This window comes from Flavobacterium sp. WC2416, assembly GCF_041200095.1.
Classification (GTDB): domain Bacteria; phylum Bacteroidota; class Bacteroidia; order Flavobacteriales; family Flavobacteriaceae; genus Flavobacterium.
The window spans coordinates 2,031,176-2,049,448 of the sequence record NZ_CP165626.1 but is presented as its reverse complement, the minus strand read 5'-3'; the positions used below and the strand labels follow the sequence as shown (position 1 = coordinate 2,049,448).

Genomic DNA, 18,273 nt, shown 5'->3' with positions numbered 1-18,273 from the left:
GTTAAACCGTTTCTAATTGGTTAAAATCAAAGTCCCAACCACGGTCTTTTTCATACCATAATTGCCCTTGACTAACTTGTAATGGGCAATCAAAATTATTAGTATAAAGTGCTCCAGTCCCTAACCCTTGTGGCATTAAATTGTGCTGTAAATAAGTCCATTGTGCGATGGCATTTAAACCAATATTACTCTCCAAAGCCGAAGTAATCCACCAACCAATTTGATACTTATCGGCCAGTAAAATCCACTCTTTCGTTCCTCTAAAACCACCTATAAAACTAGGCTTCAAAATGATATATTGTGGCATTATTTTTTGCAATAGTCGTTCTTTATCTTCAAATGAAAACACGCCAATCAGTTCTTCATCCAAAGCAATCGGCAAAGGAGTGGTTTTACATAGCTCTGACATCCTGTCAGTGTTGTTTTTAGCAATAGGCTGCTCTATGCTATGCAATACATAACCAGCTAGTTGTGTTATTTTAACTAAAGCTTTATTTAAACTAAAAGCGCCGTTAGCATCCACTCGGATTTCGACTTGTTCAGGACTGAAATTTACCCTAATAAAAGCTAACAATTCCAATTCTTTATCGAAATCTATCGCTCCAATCTTCAATTTTATACAATTGAATCCTTGGGCTAATTTTTCCTCGATTTGCTCCTTCATAAAAGAAGGTTCTCCCATCCATACAAGTCCATTGATTTGAATTGATTTTTCACCCGCAACAAAGTCCGAAGGAAACAATTCAAAAGGTGTTACACTTGCCAAAGATTGAAAGGCCATTTCCACCCCAAACTGTATTGAGGGAAACTCAATTAAAGCTTCCCAAAGTTGCTCTTCACCCAGATGAATATTAGCACAAGTCCATCGCAATTTAATTTCATAATCTGGTCGATCATCAATACTCAAACCGCGCAAAACACCACACTCTCCTATTCCTTTTTTACCGTCTTTTTCAAGCACAATAAACCAAGTTTCTTTTTGAGTTAATACGCCACGAGAAGTCCCAGACGGACGCTTGAAGTCGAGAATATATTTGTGGTAAGTAGCTTTCATTTTAATGCGAACTAAATTGTTTTTAAAGAATTACGATTTTGGTTTCATCAAGTAGGAGATTCCAATTAATAAAATTCCGAAAAAACTCAATATAGTAAACATATAGGTTGGACTTTCCACCAATAGATACATTTTAAGATTTAAAACCACGCCAATAAATAGCATAAATATCCCAAAATAACGTGTAATTGTAATTGCTGTTTTCATAAATTATTTATTTTTTAAAGCATTTAAAGTTCTTAGCTCTATAATTCAAACGTATAAGTCATATAAGTTTTATTATTGCAATCGAAAACCTATTTTAAGTAATAAATCTAAAACTATATAAGCCATTTAAGGACATCTGAGTTTCCTCAACATCTGCTAAACTTAAATGACTTATATGGTTACAAAAACTATTTTTCCATCAACTTCAAAACTCTTTCAAAATCTCCCGAAGGCAAACCTACTTTCTTGAAGATAGCAAAGTCACTATTGATTTTTTGAATCCAACTTAAGCTATCCGTTACGTTTTGAGTTTGATATTCTTTGTAAATAGTTTTAGCACTTCTATACTCGTCATTGAATAAATAAGCATGTGCTAAATTTAGTTTTACTAACAGTTCAGTATCATCTAGCTTCACTCCTTCTTTTAAAGATTTGATTGCTTTACCATATTGCTTGGTTAAAATATAAGTGTACCCAATTGCATTATAATCTAATGCTGTGGCTTTACCTTCATTGATAATTGTATTGTATTGTGCAATTGCGTTGCCATAATCTCCTTTTTTAATGAAATTGGATGCTTGTATACGTAAATTATCCAAAACACCTTTAGAACCGTTTATTTCATTAAAACAACTATTGCCAAAATCTTTGTATGCTTTTGCTTGTTCTATAGCGAGTAGTTTTTGGAATTCCTGAAACTTGTACTGCTTTTGGATTTTTTCTTCAATACAAATACAAAAATCATCCGAGTTAGATAGTTTTCTAGCCAAAGCAGATGTTTTACATTGATTGATAATGTATTTTCTATTTTCCAAAGTCCATCCTCTACTAAGCTTAGTATCTACCCAAGGTACTACTTCAAGAATTATTTTTTGTTTCATAATCCAGTTGCTGCTTTTGAAACCAAACCATAAATTAGTCGTATTGGATTTCAAGCAACTTGATTTATCGATGGACAATCGGTTAGCATCTTTGCTTAATGGTACATCTTGAACTACACAAGCCTTATCTTTTTTATCGTCTTTTTGATATGCTAAAGCGAGCTCATTTGATGAAAAAACAGCATAATTACATTTATCCGTTCCTGAAATTTTAGATAAAATAAAGACCGCTCCTGCTGAGCCTTGACTAATACCTGTTGGGTCAGGAATGGCTTTCAATAGAGAAACTAAACTACTGGCCATTTGTTGATTTTCATCTAATAAAGTAATGCGATAAATCAACTCTGTAGTTCCTACAGGAAAATCATCTGTTTTTACAATGACTCTGTCTCGTGCTGAAACAATAATTTCCTTAGTAGTTGCTCTGTCTTTGTCCCAATAGCCTTCTTTTTGAGCAAAAGCCGACTGATAAAAAATGCTAATAAATAGCAATGCAATGATTTTTTTCACTTTGGTTTCTTTTATTGCAATTGGCGTAGCCCAGATGGAAGTGAAAATCCTTATGCGCCAGGTTTTGGCACATAAGATTACTCCACTTAACTTTCATTTACATAGGAGTTCAGTGAACTTTGTTTGTAAAAAACAGCTGGAAATAGCTCCTTAAGAAAATTTACAATTCGATACTATCCCCTATTTCCAATAGCATTAAGTCCTTTCCTTTATCAAAAAACTTTTGAATGCTTTCTTTATGATCAATTTTGATATACCCAAAAGTGTCGAAATGATACCCAAGGATTTTGTCGCAATCCACAAAATCAGATGCAATAATAGCGTCCTCAACATCCATGGTAAAATTATTCCCGATTGGTAAAATTGCTAGATCTAATTTGGTTCTCATAGGAATCAATTTCATATCCATAGTCAAAGCGGTATCTCCAGCGATATAAATGTTTTTATGCTCGCCTTCGATTACAAAACCTCCTGGATTCCCACCGTAAGATCCGTCAGGAAATGAACTGGAATGAATCGCATTTACATACTTCACTTTTCCAAAATCAAAATTCCAACTTCCGCCGTGATTCATAGGATGCGCGGTAAAACCTTTGGCTGCATAGTGACCCGCAATTTCAGCATTTGAAACAATAACGGCTCCAGTTCTTTTGGCGATTACTTCTACATCTAGAATATGATCTCCATGAGCATGCGTCAATAAGATATAATCAGCTTTTAAAGTTTCGATATCAATATGTGCGGCCAATGGATTTGCTGTGATAAATGGGTCCACTAAAATGTGTTTCCCTCCTACTTTGATCCCTAAAGATGCGTGTCCGTAAAATGTTATTTTCATAGTTTTATTTTTTATCTACCCCCCATAAATGTGTTCACAATAATATCCGAAAAAAAGTAAATCATACACAAAGAAAGCAATACTGAAAGTGCAAATGTACTTAGTGCTAGTTTTTTTAATTCAGGATCTAATAACTTTGGGTCTTGGTTTTTATAAACGTTAATTAAATGTTTTGTTAAAGGTATGTATGCCAGTAGGAATAAGTATTGGTCAAATTGAAAGCTATTGAGTAAAGCAAAAATCAAGACTAAAGCCATTGAAAAAAGAATTAAAAAGTAATGGTATAATTTTGCTTTTTTACATCCAATTTGTACAACCAGCGTATTCTTCCCTACTTTTTTATCAGATTCTTCATCCCGCATATTGTTTAAATTCAACACTCCTACGCTTAAAAAACCTATTGCCATTGCTGGTAAAAAAAGTTCTACATCAATTTGTTTTGAATATAAAAAGTTCACGCCCAAAGTACTTACTAATCCGAAAAAGATAAATACAAATACATCTCCAAAACCACGATATCCATATGCTTTACTTCCTACTGTATAACGTATCGCCGATGCAATTGCTAAAATTCCCAGTACTAAATAGAAAAAGGAATAGAACAGGTTTGTATCACCAAAAGCAAAATAAATTAATAACATCGCTGAAAGCAACGTAAGTCCCGAAGTAATGATTATAGCTCGCTTCATGGCTTGTGGTGAAATTACTCCACTTTGTATGGCACGTTTTGGTCCCACACGATCTTCATTGTCGGTTCCTTTCATTCCATCGCCATAATCATTGGCAAAATTAGATAAGATTTGTAATCCAAGTGTAGTTAGTATTGCAAAACCAAAGAGTCTCCAATTAAAAACTTCAGTTGGGGTAAGTATATTATCTGTTGGGTTAGCCAAGGCGTACATACTTCCCACAATTATTCCTGATACCGATAAAGGCAACGTGCGCAAACGGGCCGCTTCAATCCAATGTTTCATTTTATATATTTAGTTTAATGTTTAAAGTTTAATCGTTTAAAGCGTTTTTAAATAACTTTAAACATTAAACCTGAAGCTATTTTTATGGTAACCATTTTTTTTCAAAATTAGGTTTTCTTTTTTCCAAAAAGGCATTTCTTCCTTCTTTGGCTTCTTCGGTCATATAGGCTAATCTAGTAGCTTCACCAGCAAAAACTTGTTGTCCTACCATACCATCATCGGTAAGATTCATGGCAAATTTTAGCATTTTTATTGCCATTGGCGATTTTCCTAAAATTTCCTGCGCCCATTCGTAAGCCGTATCTTCCAATTCAGCATGAGGAATTACAGCATTCACCATTCCCATATCCATTGCATCTTGAGCAGAATAATTGCGTCCTAAGAAGAAAATTTCACGGGCTTTCTTTTGTCCCACCATTTTAGCCAAATATGCCGACCCGTATCCTCCATCAAAACTCGTTACATCAGCATCTGTTTGTTTGAAAATAGCGTGTTCTTTACTAGCTAAAGTTAAATCACAAACTACATGCAAACTATGTCCTCCTCCTACGGCCCAACCGGGAACTACAGCGATAACTACTTTTGGCATGAAACGAATCAAGCGTTGTACTTCTAAAATATTCAAACGATGTTGCCCATCTTCACCAACATATCCTTGATGCCCGCGTGCATTTTGATCTCCTCCACTACAAAAAGAGTACACACCATCTTTAGATGATGGCCCTTCAGCTGATAGCAAAACTACACCTATCGAAGTATCTTCTTGTGCATCATAAAAGGCATTGTATAGTTCTGAAGTAGTTTTAGGACGGAATGCATTGCGTACATCTGGCCTATTAAAAGCAATTCGTGCAACACCATTGCATTTTTTATAGGTTATATCTTCATATTCTTTTACAGTAATCCAATTCATTATAATTGTTTTAATTATTATAGTGTAAAAATAAATCATTTTTTAGACTTTTAGCAATTGTATGGGAGTCTATATGTAAGTAAAATTTTATCTAGTATCCATTTTAAGAAAAAAAAATCAACTAATCTTTAAATTTAACAATCCCTAAAAAAAATATTTATTATCTTTAAACATTACTAATCAACATTGTATGATTTTTTTGAGACCTGATTGGTAAAATTAGTTCACTGATTTATTAATTAAAAAAAAGAATAATTTGAATTCAATTCATTTTTTTGTCACTCCTTTTTCCTTGGTAGTAAGTTATAAAAATATTTCTAAAGCTAAGATTAATGAGTATAAAGGTATAAGCATTTGCCCTAAAGTAAATAATAAAGAGTAACACCTACGGTTAAAATAAAATTTCTATTTGATTGCAAAAATAAGTTTAGCATTTAGCATAATTATTATTTTCGAGAAAACTGATCTTTCAATATATATACAAAACCAATGGCTTTAACGTGAAATTAATTCTTAACTCAAAAAGCATCTATTTGTGCACTTAACGACAATCCATTTTATAAAGTAATTTGCGCTTAATTCGATATTTTTAAAATAGTATTAGCATACTATTCCTTCTAAAAGTGAATAAATCTACTTTAAAGAATGACAATACATTTATTTTATTGTTGTCTTGCATTTTTATAATCCAAACCAACATAAAAGAAGAAAGACTAACCGGTATGATTAGTCTTTCTTTTTTTATGTATTAAATTGTATTTAATTATTCTTTAACCAAATAAATTCCGTCTTCTTTTATTTCAATTAATTTCTCTCTATATAAAGCACCTATCGCCTTCTTGAAAGTTTTTTTACTCATTTTCAATACCGTCTTGATATCTTCTGGATGCGAATTATCGGTCAAGCGTAAAAAACCTCTACTCGCTCTTAACTCATCTAGTATTTTATCCGCATTAGGTTCAATACTTTGATAGCCTTGAATTTGTAGTGCTACATCAATTTTATTGTCAGGACGAATGTTTTTTATGTATCCTCGCATACGATCTCCTGTACGAATAGCATCATCATAAACCTCATCTTTATACAACAACCCTTTATGGCGCTCATTAATAATAACGTTAATTCCTAATTCAGTAATGTGTGAAACAATCAAGTCGACTTCTTCTCCTTTTTCAATAGTCAATTCGTCATTTTTTAAGAATTGATTGGTTTTACTTGAAGCTACTAAACGATTCGTTTTTTCATCCATATAAAGATAAACCAAGTAACGTTTTCCTTTTTCCATAGGACGCGCTTGCTCTTTAAATGGAACCAAAATATCTTTTTCCATTCCCCAATCCATAAAAGCACCTATCTGATTGACATAATTTACACGTAAAAGTGCAAATTCATTCAATAAAATATATGGTTCTAATGTAGTAGCAACAGGGCGTTCTTCATGATCTAAATAAACAAAAACAATAAGTTCTTCTCCTATTTCAAATTCATTTGGCACATATTTATTAGGTAAAAGCACATCGTGAATTCCCTCTGGATCAGTTTGAGGACTACCCAAAAATAAACCAACTTGGGTATCACGAAGTATTGTAAGCGTATTGTATTTTCCTATTTCAATCATTTTATTCAATTTTCTAAGGCGCAAAGGTACGAAGTTTGAAGATGGGATAGCAAAAAATTACTTCACAAAAAAAGCGCCTCTAAGGCGCTTTTACATTTTTATATCAATTTACTAATTGTAAACACTTTCTTTTTTAAAATGAACTGCTAATAAATAATAAACTACTGCTCTGTATTTATTTGCATTTGAGCGACCATACTTTTCAATAACTGCATCAATTCCGGCATCTAAATCCGGACCATCTTTAAGACCTAATTTTTTGATTAAAAAGTTATTCTTCACTGTATCCAATTCTGATTGTTGACTTCCTGCAACAGTTGAAGAGTCTTTATTATAGATTGAAGGCCCACAACCAATAGTTACTTTTGTCAATAAATCCATATCTGGATTAACTCCGCATTTGTCTTTTAAATCCGCGGCATACTTTACAATTAAATCTTCTCTTGCACTCATAAATAATAGTTTACATTTTTTGTTAATATTCGAATAGACTCAAATTTAAAAAATAAATCTTTATAAACCCATTTAAAGACAAAGAAAAAAGTGATTTTACATTAAAATAAACTCCCATTAAACTAATTCCTTAAAATATTGAAGTAAAATTCGATCATTATCTAAAGTTGGAGTGAAAATCTCTAAAATAGACGGTTTTTCATTCTGCTCGTATAAATTACTTAAACTATTTTTTAACGAAGTTTCATCACTGGCGATACTATATTCAAATCCATACATTTTAGCCAAATGTTCAGCAGTAAGACAATGCGATGTTTCAAAAAAGGTATTAAAAACGGGAGTTTCCTCATGTCCAGGTAAAATTCTAAAAATTCCCCCTCCACCATTATTAATCAAAATTATCTTAAAATCCTTAGGAATATAATTATTCCACAACCCATTACTATCATATAAAAAACTAATATCTCCGGTAATAAAGGTAGTTTGTTTTTTATTGGCAACAGCCGCACCAATAGCCGTAGAAGTACTTCCATCGATTCCACTTGTTCCTCGATTGCAATACACTTCAATCGAAGGATCAATATCGATTAATTGTGCATATCGAATGGCAGAGCTATTACTGATTTGTAATTGGCTGTTTTTAGGTAAACTAGGAATTACGGTTTCGAAAACTTTAAAATCTGAAAAAGGAATTTTAGCTAAATAAAGATTGCTTTTTTGCTTTCGCAAAAGGGTAACTTTTTCTGTTTTTTCAAAATAATCACTGACAACTATTTTGGTAAGTGGTAAAAACGCATCAAAAAACACATTGGTATCTGCTTCAAAATGCTCCGTTAAAACACCAAAAGTATCGTAAGCCCTTAACGGATCAATATGCCAATGGTGTTTTGGTTTGTATTTACGTAGAAAGGCTTTAATGCGTTTGGACACAATCATTCCTCCAAAAGTTACTAAAATATCTGGACAAAATTCTTCAAAATCTTCATTTGAGAATGGTGTAATAATAGTATCAATATTGTTGATAAAAGAGGGATGATGCAGATTGGAAGTGGTTTCTGTTAAAACAACTACCGAATTGTCATTGGCCAAAGCCTCTACTGTTCTCTCGTTCACAACGTTTGGATCATTGACACCTACCAAAACCATTTTCCGATGAGAGTTGTTCCAAATAGTTGCGAATTTTGCTAAATCATCATTAGAAATCGTCTGGGTTTCATTTGCGGAAGCAAAAACATTGACAGCAACTGAAAGTTCAGAAACCGTTTCGTATAAGGGTTCTTCAAAAGGAGCATTAATATGAACTGGACCTTTTTTATCTATTGCAGTATTTATTACCGCATTTATTTTTTGATCGTTTTCAGTAGAGGGTCCTTCTTGTAAATTAGCATTATAAACGGAATGATTTTGGAATACATTTTCTTGACGAATCGTTTGTCCGTCGCCGATATCAATCTTACTCTGTGGACGATCAGCCGAAATTACAATCAATGGAATCTGACTGTAAAAAGCTTCCGCAAAAGCAGGGTAATAATTCAACAATGCGGATCCCGAGGTACAAACCAGGGCTACTGGTTGCTTCGTTTGTTGCGCTATACCTAGTGCAAAAAAAGCCGCGGAACGTTCATCGGCAATACTATAACATTTAAAAGCTGAATTACTAGCAAAACCAATTGTCAACGGGGCGTTACGAGAACCTGGAGATATAACTATTGTGGTGATTCCTTTGCCCAAACAAGTTTGAATGATACTTTGAGCTAAAGGTATTTTGGGGTAAATCATTAAAATTTAGTTTAAAGTTCGAGGTTCAAAAAACAATAAATTGTTTAAATCCTCAATAACAGCAAAGTTACAAACTTGCGTTCTCTTTTTAGTTCGTTTTAGTTGATTTTTATTAATTTTGACAACAAATAATTACTCTATGAAAATCAAGTTAAGAGCTTATAAAACAGAAGACACACAAGCGATATTAGATATCATCAATTATAATATTCTGAATTCAACCGCTTTGTATGATTATAACCTCCGAAATTATGATCAACAAAAAGCCATTTTAGAAGACAAAATAGCGAAAAACTTCCCTGTTATTGTAGCGGAATTGAATGGTGTAGTCACTGGTTTTGGGATGTATAGCGAGTTTCGATTTCGCGAAGCATATAAATTCACTGTAGAGCATTCTGTGTATGTGAATAATGACTTCCATGGTCAAGGAATTGGAAAAATATTGCTTCAGAAATTAATCGAACTGGCTAAAAAACAAGGTTTACACACTATGATTGCCGTTATTGATGCCGAAAATCAAAGTAGCGTAGACTTTCACGAAAAATTTGGTTTCAAAACAGTAGGAATAATAAAAGAATCAGGATTTAAATTTGACCGTTGGTTACATTCTGTTTTTATGCAGTTGATTTTAGAATAAAAAAAAAGCTAATTCACTATTTGGATATCGAAATAGTGAATTAGCTTTAACTCTATTTTTTTATTATTAGGCTTTAATCCAATTGATAACAGAAGCATCAGTTGGTAAAGTTTTTGGAGAAATTACTTTTTCAAGTTCCCCTTTTTCATTTATTAGATATTTTTGAAAATTCCATTCTACATCAGAATCCTGCAATCCGTTTTTAGATTTTTGTGTCAAAAACTGATACATAGCACACATATCATCACCTTTTACGGATACTTTGTCCATCATAGGAAAAGTTACTCCATAATTCAATTGGCAAAAAGAGGCGATTTCTTCATTTGTTCCTGGCTCTTGTGAAGCAAAATTATTTGCAGGAAAACCAACAATTACAAATCCTTTATCCTTGTATTCTTTATAAATAGCTTCCAAGTCTTTATACTGTGGTGTCAATCCACATTTTGAAGCCGTATTTACAATCATTACCTTTTTTCCTTTCAAAGAGGCAAAATCAAAAGTATTTCCTGATAAATCTTCTACCTTAAACTGGTAAATGTTTTGTTTTTCCATAGCCATTTCGGTTTTGTTTTTATCTGCTTTTTTGCTTTGAGCTTCATTTTTGCAACTAAAAAGTAATAGTGCTGAACAAGCTATAAATAATAGGTTTTTCATATTTAAATTTTTTATAAAAATAAACAAATTGTATTTAGAATAGTTCGTATTAACTTTTTATTAATAATGAACAACTGTTAAAAAAAACCTAGTGCCAAACAAAAAAACACTAGGTTTTCCAACCAAAAACAAACTATCACTTTTATTATTATTAGAATGCATAAGTAATCTTTCCTTTCATATAAAACGGTGTTCCAGGGGTAAAGTGAATTTCTTCTACACTATTGGGCTCGTTTTGTAATCTTGATTCTGTTGCAAACTGTGTTTCGTTCCATTTTGAATTCAATATATTCTCAATAGACACCCCAAAAGTCACCTTGCTATAGGTATAGTTTATATTGAAATCTGCTATAGCATATCCTTTTGCCACTATAGAATTATCTTCATTGGCAGGTCGACTTTTTAAATAACGGTAACGCAAGCCTCCTGAAAATCCATTCCATTTTTGAAAACTCAATCCACCAGTAGAGGTGAAATCTGGAGCCAATGGAATGTAATCTAGACCTTTCGGCTCATCAATACTTCGAGCATAAGTATAATTTGCATCAGCATCAAAATACAAATAGTCATTTAGCTGATAACGCAAACCTAAATCGACTCCCATGCGTTTTGATTTCCCGCTTGGTTCAATGATTCCAGCATCACCCACATAAACAAATTCTTGTTCTAAATACAAATACCACAAAGCAGAATTCACAATTAGTTTAGGAAATGGTTTCCAAATGGTACCAATATCAGTACCAATAGCTGTTGGTAGAATTTCTTTTCCATTATTTTGAACCACAACGCGTGTATCATTAGAATGAAAACCAATACCTGATTTTACAAAAAACTGCAAATCATTATTTTGAGAATAGATAAAATTCAACTTTGGCGAAATTTTCACTTCCGTTTCTGACTGTGTTTTATAAATTGCAGCTAATTTATCTTGGTAATTGAATTTAAAATAGTCCAAACGTACGGCTGGATTTATGAGCAGTTTTCCGAATTTAATTTCTGAATTTAAATACGTAAACCCATTTGCTTCATCAATATCACCTAATTTTATTCTTTCTAATGTTGTACTTCTATTTAAAGTATGTGACAATTCGGTATCCGTTGTTGCATCGGCACGAAAACCTACACCCAACTGAAACAATACATCCCAATCGCTACTTTTTAGTTTTTTGTTTAACTCTGCATTCATACCGTAAATATTTCTGTTTTCTTTTTGTCTAATTTGATCTCCATTGATAGGATCATCTAAGAAAAAAGTAAAGTTAGAATACAATTCAAATTCATATTTAGAGTAAAAAGCATTGGCTTTCAAAAACGTATTTTCATCAATGGGTTTACTTAATGTCGCAATGATACTAGTTCTTGCCGTAGTTCCGCCTTCCGTATCATCAACTGATCCAAATCTAGAAATAGTACCGTTATCTACCAATCGTTGTGGTACTTGGCCACTAGCATCCCACTTACTGGAAAAACGGGAAGCAGAAATAGAAAATTTACTATTATCATCTAATATAGCTGAATATTTTCCTAACAGATTGACCCTATTAAAATTTTGGGGGGAATCAAATGGGCCATCTGTTAGAATATATTCAGTAGCTAGATAGGCGGATTGTTTTTTTTGTTTACCCAATAAGTTGAATAAACCTACTGTTCTTAGTGTATTAAACTGGCCCGCTTCGACACTGATGCTACTTTTGTCTAATTTTTCTTTAGTTTGGAAGGCAACGTATCCTGCGGTTGCAAAATCCCCTTTGTCCGCATAATACGTGCCTTTTCCAAAATCTATTTTTTCTACTGTTTCAGGAATCACAAAATGCAAATCGGCATAACCTTGCCCATGCGCATGCGAAACCATATTTACTGGCATACCATCTACCGAAATGGCAATATCAGTACCATGATCAATGTCAAAACCTCTCAAGAATATTTGTTCAGCCTTCCCTCCACCAGCATGTTGTCCTATGAATAATCCAGGTACTTTTCTAAGAATTTCTTGAGAAGAATTCACTGGAGTAGTTTGCAAATCTATTTTTGAAATAACATTCATCGCTGATAACTTTTGCTGAATAACAATTTCATTCAGTCTAAAAATATCATCTCCCAATACGATTCTAATTTCAGAGTTGGTAATGGTATAATTCTGTTTTTTATAACCCAATGCGCTAATCTTTAAGACATCTGCCAATACCGTTTTATCAATACTAAACATTCCTAATTCATTCGTATGTGCATGACTTTCTGAATTTGTATTTACTACATATGCGTTCTCTATTGGGTTACCAAATTCATCAACTATAGTTCCTTTTTGAACTTGACTGTGGGATACTAATCCAGTTATAGACAGTAGAAGTGCTAAAAAATATCTCATCTGTTTTATAATTGATTTACCTTTTTTTCAAAATTGGGTCCCAATTCATATATACTAGAAAGCAATTCTTTTTTTATAGGAGCTACTTTTTGAGTGTCATTATTCGCTTTGTAAATCATAGCCAAATGGTATTGGACATTAGGTTCAAAAGATTTTCCTAGTACATGTTCTTTAGCAATTTCTAAAGCTTTTTCCTGCTGCCCCATGTTTAAATAAGACCAAGCCAATAAGTCATATGAATCTGGTGTAGGTCGATGATCTACTTCAATTTTTGCAATTTCTAATGCTTTTGCAGCATTTGCTTGATCGTCGGCATAAATTAAAGTATTGTACTTATTATACATTGCACCATAATTAGTAGCATTCAACATATCGAAATACGCTTTTTTATTTAAATCAGCTTCTTTTTTATCACCTTCAAATTGAGCAATTTGAGCTTTCAATAAAAATAAATCTGGGGCATTATGTGTAATTTCAATAGCTTCCACAATTCTTTTTGCTTCGGTTGTATTTCTTTCATGAGAAAATACAATCCAAGCAATTCCTTTTAAAGCATAGGAATAATTGGGATCTATTGCTAATGTTTTTAAATAACTACCATATGATTCCTGGATCATTCCAGCATGACCGTAAAAATCTCCAAGATTTGAATAAGACCATATTTTTAGTGTTTTATTGTCTTCTTTTTCTGCTATATCTCTTGCTTTTTCCATGAAAGTAATAGCGGTTTTCAAATCGCCTTTATGGTCATTCCATTTCGCTAAGCGAATCAAATAATCATAATCATTCATGTCTTTTAAAGCATTCAAATTTGTTAATGCTTCAGGAAAATTCCCTAATTCCATTTGAACATCAAAAAGTAATTTTTGAGTTTCGTTACGTCCTTCACCAATGGCAAATGCTTTATTGGCCAAAACTAACGCTTCTTTAAAGCGATGTTGTGCAATATAATTTCTTCCTAAAGACCGTAAAGTTGAAACTTTTGAATAGTTATTTGCTTCATTTGATTGGATCAATAAATCTTCGGTTTTATATAAGTTTTTTATATCACCATTATATTCAAAAAGGGTAGCATATTTTGATGCAATTACATCTAAAAATGTTTTTTGATTTGGTGCTGCATCATATTTAGATTGCCAAAATTCAATTTCTTTATTTGCAAAATCTATTGATTCATTTCCTGTAATATGCAAGTATTTATTGTAGTCAGCGGCTTTTGTAATTTGAGTTGTTTTATTATCGCAAGCAAAAATAAAAAGGATTGTAAAAACAAAAATGGGGATTAATTTATACGTTTTCATAATCTATTGTTTGTTATTCATTATTAAAAAAAACAGAGTACTTAATTTATAAAAGCACTCTGTTTTTTTGTTTTCTATTACCAAGCAGCTGCTAAGTAAGGGAATGAAGCTGTAAATGGTTTATCATTTGCATCCACGTGATCAGAAGTAAGTCCAGGGTTAGCTGCACCATTTGTACCTCCAAAGATCAATATCAATTCTACATCAATAACGTCATCAGCCAATGCTCTACCTGTTAAAACATTTGTTCCATCGAAGAACGTAGTTTTACCAGTAGTTTTTACGTTTAAAACATCTGTTGCTAGTACTCCAGTAAATTGAGCAGCTGTTAAACCTAATGCATTAGTTGTAAATGCAGGGTTTAAAGCCATTAATCTAGATTGAAAAATAGATTGGTATTTTGCTCCCATTGCAGAAGGAATGGCTGCATTAAAATCGTCTTTAGGTTGACCTGAAGCGATAAAAACAGTATTTATTGCTGGTCTAGCCATTTGATCTTGTTGTACATATGTTCCTGAGAAGTCGGCACTTGCCATAGGATCATTATTATCGTCTTTGTTACAGCTTACTGTAGCTACTGCACATACAAGTGCAAAAGTTATGATTTTGAATTTATTTGATTTCATAATTTTCAATTTTTAAAATAAAATTTATTATTGTTTTTTCTTAGTTTCTGCCCATACATTTAAAGTACTTGCTGTACCTAACATTGCTTTTGGAACCTCAACAACTACTGAAAGTACATTAGATCCTGCAAAAGTATCTGTACCTGGATTGTTGAATCCTGAAGCTGTCCCTCCAAGGATTGCTTGAAATTGACCTAAGTCAAAAAAGAATGGATCGTCTCTTGGTCCAGCGAAAAATTTCATTCCGTTTTCTGTTGAAGTTACAGCTGAAGCTCCGTATTTAGAAATTGCTACACTTCCAGAAGCTGCACTTGTTTTAATCGTACTAGATGTACCAGTTGTTGTAGGTGCATATGGTCCGAAGAAATACATTTTATCTCCTTTTCTAATTGCTTGTATTACTAAGTCTTCTACATTATCACCTGTATTATCGATATTAATTTCAATCATTACATTTTCATTAAAGGAAGCAGCTGCTGTAGCATTCGGACTTAATAATCCTTGTGTGTTAACTGCAAAAACTAAATTACTAGTTTCTTGTCCTTGAAAAGTGTATACGTCTGTAATGTCTGCTGCATTACCTGTTACTGATGGAGCATCTACGTGATCCGCTGCTACTAGAATTAGACCTGAAATCGCAATTAGCGACAGACCCAATATCATTTTTGTTTTTTTCATTTTGTTATAATTTAAAAGGTTATAAAAGCATTTACGGGAATGTTTCCGATTTGGTTTTAAAATAATTAAAAAAAACTTAATTTTTTAATCAACTTATTGTAAATCAGTATTTTACAATATTAAAAAAAACACAAAATTTTTAAATCCCATTTTTTTTAAATTAGATATTGAATTATTTAATTTAAATCTGAATAAGTTTGTATAAGTTTGTAATAGTTAAACTTATACATTATGACCCAAGAAGATTTATTAGTATTGATTTACAAAAAAGACGAAAGAGCATTTACACATCTATATGATATGTATTCAAAAAGTTTATTTTCTGTCATTAATGTTTTAGTTAGAAATAGAGAAGAGGCCGAAGACGTTCTTCAAGAAGTCTTTGTCAAAATATGGAAAAACATTGATTCCTATAATGAAAGCAAAGGCCGATTTTATACTTGGATTCTAAATATTGCCAGAAATACTTCTATAGATAAACTAAGATCTAAAAATTTTAACAATAGCCAAAAAAACCTTTCTTCAGATAATTTCGTAAATCTATTAGACGACAGTAACAAACTCGTTAATAAGGTGGATACAATAGGGATTCAAGAATTTGTAAAAAGATTGAAACCCAAATGTATTCAAATAATAGATTTACTGTTTTTTAAAGGATATACTCAACAAGAAGCTTCGGAAGAGTTAAATATCCCTTTAGGAACGGTAAAAACACACAATCGAAATTGTATAAATGATTTAAGAACTTATTTGAAAGTATAATGGAAAATAAAGAATATATAGACTCCGGTATTTTAGAACTTTACGTGTATGGTCTTCTTAGTGAAACCGAAAGTGAAGCCGTTGCCACTAAGGCAAAAAACGACAATGAAATTAATGATGAAATCATCGCAATTGAAAAGTCAATTGTAGCATTATCATCTAGCTTCTCCCCTTTTCATTCGGTCGCAAATTATGAAAAAATTAAAGCCAAACTCGAATTAAAACATGCTAAAGTAATCGAATTGGAACCAACTAGAAATTGGTCACAATATATTGGTTGGGCTGCAGCTATACTCCTAATGGTAGGTGTAGGTTACCAGTACAATCAATTAAACCTGACTAATAATCAAGTCGTTAAAACTGAAGTGGAAAAAGTAAAAATGGAGAAAGAACTTCAAACATTAGAACTTCAAAATAAAGCTACTGAAACTAGTTTAGCTGTAGTAAGAGATGTGAAAAATACGGTAGTAGCACTTGGTGGTCAAGCGGTTGCACCAGAGTCGTCTGCCAAAGTATATTGGAATAAAGAGACACAAGTGGTTTATGTAGATGCTGCTGGATTACCAGAACCTCCAAAAGGAATGGTGTATCAAGTTTGGGCATTAAAACTAAATCCTTTAACTCCTACAAGTATTGGATTACTTGATAATTTTGATAAAAACAACCAACGTATTTTTGCTGTAAACAGTACTGGTGATGCTGAAGCTTTTGGAATTACGCTGGAGCCTGCCGGAGGAAGCTTGACTCCTACAATGGAACAATTATACACGTTAGGAAAAGTATAATTATTATAAAATTTCAATTCATAAAAAAGCCAGACTTTCTATTTAAAGTCTGGCTTTTTCCATCTTATCAACTCCTTTTTTTAGATGCATTAAAAAACCTAAAAAGACCTCAAATAACATAACTGTTAAATGAAAAGCATTACAATCTAAAGTATGTTATATTTGCATTTTTAAATACTACATGAACTACACCTTACTTTCCTCCCCTTTACAAGGATTTACCGATTTTCGTTTTAGAAACGCACAAAACAAGATTTTTGGTGGAATTGACACTTATTATGCTCCTTATATCCGTTTAAATGGAAAACTAGTTATAAAATCCTCTTATCAGCGTGATTTATTGCCGGAGAACAATTCAGAATTAGAAGTTATTCCACAAATCATAACTAATGATGCCGATGAGTTTTTGTTTGTTTCAAAGTATGTTCAGGAACTAGGCTATAAAGAACTAAACTGGAATTTAGGTTGCCCTTATCCTATGGTAACAAAGTGCGGAATGGGTTCAGGATTGATTAGTAATACTGAAAAAATCAACCAGATTTTACACAAAGTGCATAATGAATCGGATATTATTGTTTCCATGAAAATGCGCTTAGGCTATGATACTACAGAGGAAATTCTAGATGTATTGCCTATTTTAGAAAAGTACGCAGTAAAAAATGTGGCCATACACGCACGATTAGGGAAACAATTGTACAAAGGTGGAGTACATTTAGATGCTTTTCAAACTTGTGTAGATCAAAGCAAGGTGAAACTGTATTACAATGGAGACATTACATCCGTAACTAAATTCCATGAAATGCAAAAGCGCTTCCCTTCTATTGACCATTGGATGATTGGAAGAGGTTTAATAGCCGATCCCTTTTTACCTAGCATGATTAAAAATAACACTACCGAATATCCAAAAAATAAAATGGAGCTATTTAGTGAATTTCATGAAACATTGTATCAAGGATATAGTGAATCGTTATCTGGTTCCACGCATATTCTATTGAAAATGCATCACTTATGGGAATACTTCTCTGTTATTTTTTCTAATCCACACAAAGTGCACAAAAAAATCAAAAAAGCGAAAAACATCCGGAATTATGAGCAAGCAGTTCAAGAAATTATTAAAGCTGGATAGATTTAAATAGCACTTAGCTGCGTGAGGGATAGCAGCGAAAATCCTTTTTATCATGTAGTGTAACGAAATGATAAAAAGATTGTAGCGAATAGCCCAACCCGAAGTTGTGAAG

General features: G+C 32.6%; 16 protein-coding genes and 1 pseudogene. 4 read left to right on the top strand and 13 right to left on the bottom strand.

Features of this window, described 5'->3' with window-relative positions:
* Nucleotide 1 precedes the first annotated feature (1 nt).
* The 9 genes from AB3G39_RS08725 to menD all read right to left on the bottom strand — a co-directional run bounded on the left by AB3G39_RS08725 (nucleotide 2) and on the right by menD (nucleotide 9,227).
* On the bottom strand, nucleotides 2-1,054 hold the full coding sequence (locus tag AB3G39_RS08725) for an o-succinylbenzoate synthase (RefSeq protein ID WP_369754034.1): 1,053 nt from the start codon (nucleotides 1,052-1,054) through the stop codon (nucleotides 2-4).
* A 30-nt stretch (nucleotides 1,055-1,084) separates the two neighbouring features.
* The gene (locus tag AB3G39_RS08720; RefSeq protein WP_367770575.1) at nucleotides 1,085-1,261 is read right to left on the bottom strand and encodes a hypothetical protein; all 177 of its coding nucleotides are present in this window, start codon (nucleotides 1,259-1,261) and stop codon (nucleotides 1,085-1,087) included.
* 188 nt (nucleotides 1,262-1,449) lie between these two features.
* The gene (locus AB3G39_RS08715) at nucleotides 1,450-2,652 is read right to left on the bottom strand and encodes a tetratricopeptide repeat protein (protein WP_369764843.1); all 1,203 of its coding nucleotides are present in this window, start codon (nucleotides 2,650-2,652) and stop codon (nucleotides 1,450-1,452) included.
* Nucleotides 2,653-2,812: 160 nt separating this feature from the next.
* A complete protein-coding gene (locus AB3G39_RS08710; RefSeq protein WP_367753672.1) occupies nucleotides 2,813-3,490 on the bottom strand; it encodes a metal-dependent hydrolase in 678 nt (225 codons plus the stop codon).
* An 11-nt stretch (nucleotides 3,491-3,501) separates the two neighbouring features.
* The gene (menA, locus tag AB3G39_RS08705) at nucleotides 3,502-4,464 is read right to left on the bottom strand and encodes a 1,4-dihydroxy-2-naphthoate octaprenyltransferase (RefSeq protein WP_369764841.1); all 963 of its coding nucleotides are present in this window, start codon (nucleotides 4,462-4,464) and stop codon (nucleotides 3,502-3,504) included.
* 82 nt (nucleotides 4,465-4,546) lie between these two features.
* Entirely contained in the window at nucleotides 4,547-5,377 is an 831-nt protein-coding gene (locus tag AB3G39_RS08700) for a 1,4-dihydroxy-2-naphthoyl-CoA synthase (protein ID WP_367753676.1), read from the bottom strand.
* 763 nt (nucleotides 5,378-6,140) lie between these two features.
* On the bottom strand, nucleotides 6,141-6,995 hold the full coding sequence (locus AB3G39_RS08695) for a S1 RNA-binding domain-containing protein (protein WP_367770590.1): 855 nt from the start codon (nucleotides 6,993-6,995) through the stop codon (nucleotides 6,141-6,143).
* Between the two features lie 111 nt (nucleotides 6,996-7,106).
* Nucleotides 7,107-7,448: a DUF2853 family protein gene (locus tag AB3G39_RS08690; RefSeq protein WP_367770592.1), complete on the bottom strand. Its 342-nt coding sequence runs from the start codon at nucleotides 7,446-7,448 to the stop codon at nucleotides 7,107-7,109.
* A gap of 117 nt (nucleotides 7,449-7,565) precedes the next feature.
* Nucleotides 7,566-9,227, bottom strand: a complete 1,662-nt coding sequence (menD, locus tag AB3G39_RS08685; RefSeq protein ID WP_369764839.1) for a 2-succinyl-5-enolpyruvyl-6-hydroxy-3-cyclohexene-1-carboxylic-acid synthase — start codon at nucleotides 9,225-9,227, stop codon at nucleotides 7,566-7,568.
* A 139-nt stretch (nucleotides 9,228-9,366) separates the two neighbouring features.
* Between menD and AB3G39_RS08680 the strand changes: the two genes are divergently transcribed.
* A complete protein-coding gene (locus tag AB3G39_RS08680; protein WP_369764837.1) occupies nucleotides 9,367-9,864 on the top strand; it encodes an N-acetyltransferase family protein in 498 nt (165 codons plus the stop codon).
* Nucleotides 9,865-9,930: 66 nt separating this feature from the next.
* Here AB3G39_RS08680 and AB3G39_RS08675 read toward each other — a convergent pair whose 3' ends face one another.
* The 4 genes and pseudogenes from AB3G39_RS08675 to AB3G39_RS08660 all read right to left on the bottom strand — a co-directional run bounded on the left by AB3G39_RS08675 (nucleotide 9,931) and on the right by AB3G39_RS08660 (nucleotide 15,488).
* Nucleotides 9,931-10,518, bottom strand: coding sequence for a glutathione peroxidase (locus tag AB3G39_RS08675; RefSeq protein ID WP_367770599.1), 588 nt, complete (start codon nucleotides 10,516-10,518; stop codon nucleotides 9,931-9,933).
* Nucleotides 10,519-10,669: 151 nt separating this feature from the next.
* The gene (locus AB3G39_RS08670) at nucleotides 10,670-12,883 is read right to left on the bottom strand and encodes a TonB-dependent receptor (protein ID WP_369764836.1); all 2,214 of its coding nucleotides are present in this window, start codon (nucleotides 12,881-12,883) and stop codon (nucleotides 10,670-10,672) included.
* Between the two features lie 5 nt (nucleotides 12,884-12,888).
* Nucleotides 12,889-14,184, bottom strand: a complete 1,296-nt coding sequence (locus AB3G39_RS08665) for a hypothetical protein (protein WP_369764835.1) — start codon at nucleotides 14,182-14,184, stop codon at nucleotides 12,889-12,891.
* A 77-nt stretch (nucleotides 14,185-14,261) separates the two neighbouring features.
* Nucleotides 14,262-15,488, bottom strand: a pseudogene (locus tag AB3G39_RS08660) (DUF4331 family protein).
* Nucleotides 15,489-15,719: 231 nt separating this feature from the next.
* On the opposite strand from AB3G39_RS08660, the gene AB3G39_RS08655 reads away from it, so the two are divergent.
* The 3 genes from AB3G39_RS08655 (at nucleotide 15,720) to AB3G39_RS08645 (ending at nucleotide 18,161) form a co-directional block, all read left to right on the top strand.
* Nucleotides 15,720-16,250: an RNA polymerase sigma factor gene (locus AB3G39_RS08655; RefSeq protein ID WP_367770607.1), complete on the top strand. Its 531-nt coding sequence runs from the start codon at nucleotides 15,720-15,722 to the stop codon at nucleotides 16,248-16,250.
* Entirely contained in the window at nucleotides 16,250-17,035 is a 786-nt protein-coding gene (locus AB3G39_RS08650; RefSeq protein WP_369764834.1) for an anti-sigma factor domain-containing protein, read from the top strand. The genes AB3G39_RS08655 and AB3G39_RS08650 overlap by 1 nt, the downstream gene beginning before the upstream one ends.
* 181 nt (nucleotides 17,036-17,216) lie before the next feature.
* Nucleotides 17,217-18,161: a tRNA dihydrouridine synthase gene (locus tag AB3G39_RS08645; RefSeq protein WP_369764832.1), complete on the top strand. Its 945-nt coding sequence runs from the start codon at nucleotides 17,217-17,219 to the stop codon at nucleotides 18,159-18,161.
* Nucleotides 18,162-18,273 lie beyond the last annotated feature (112 nt).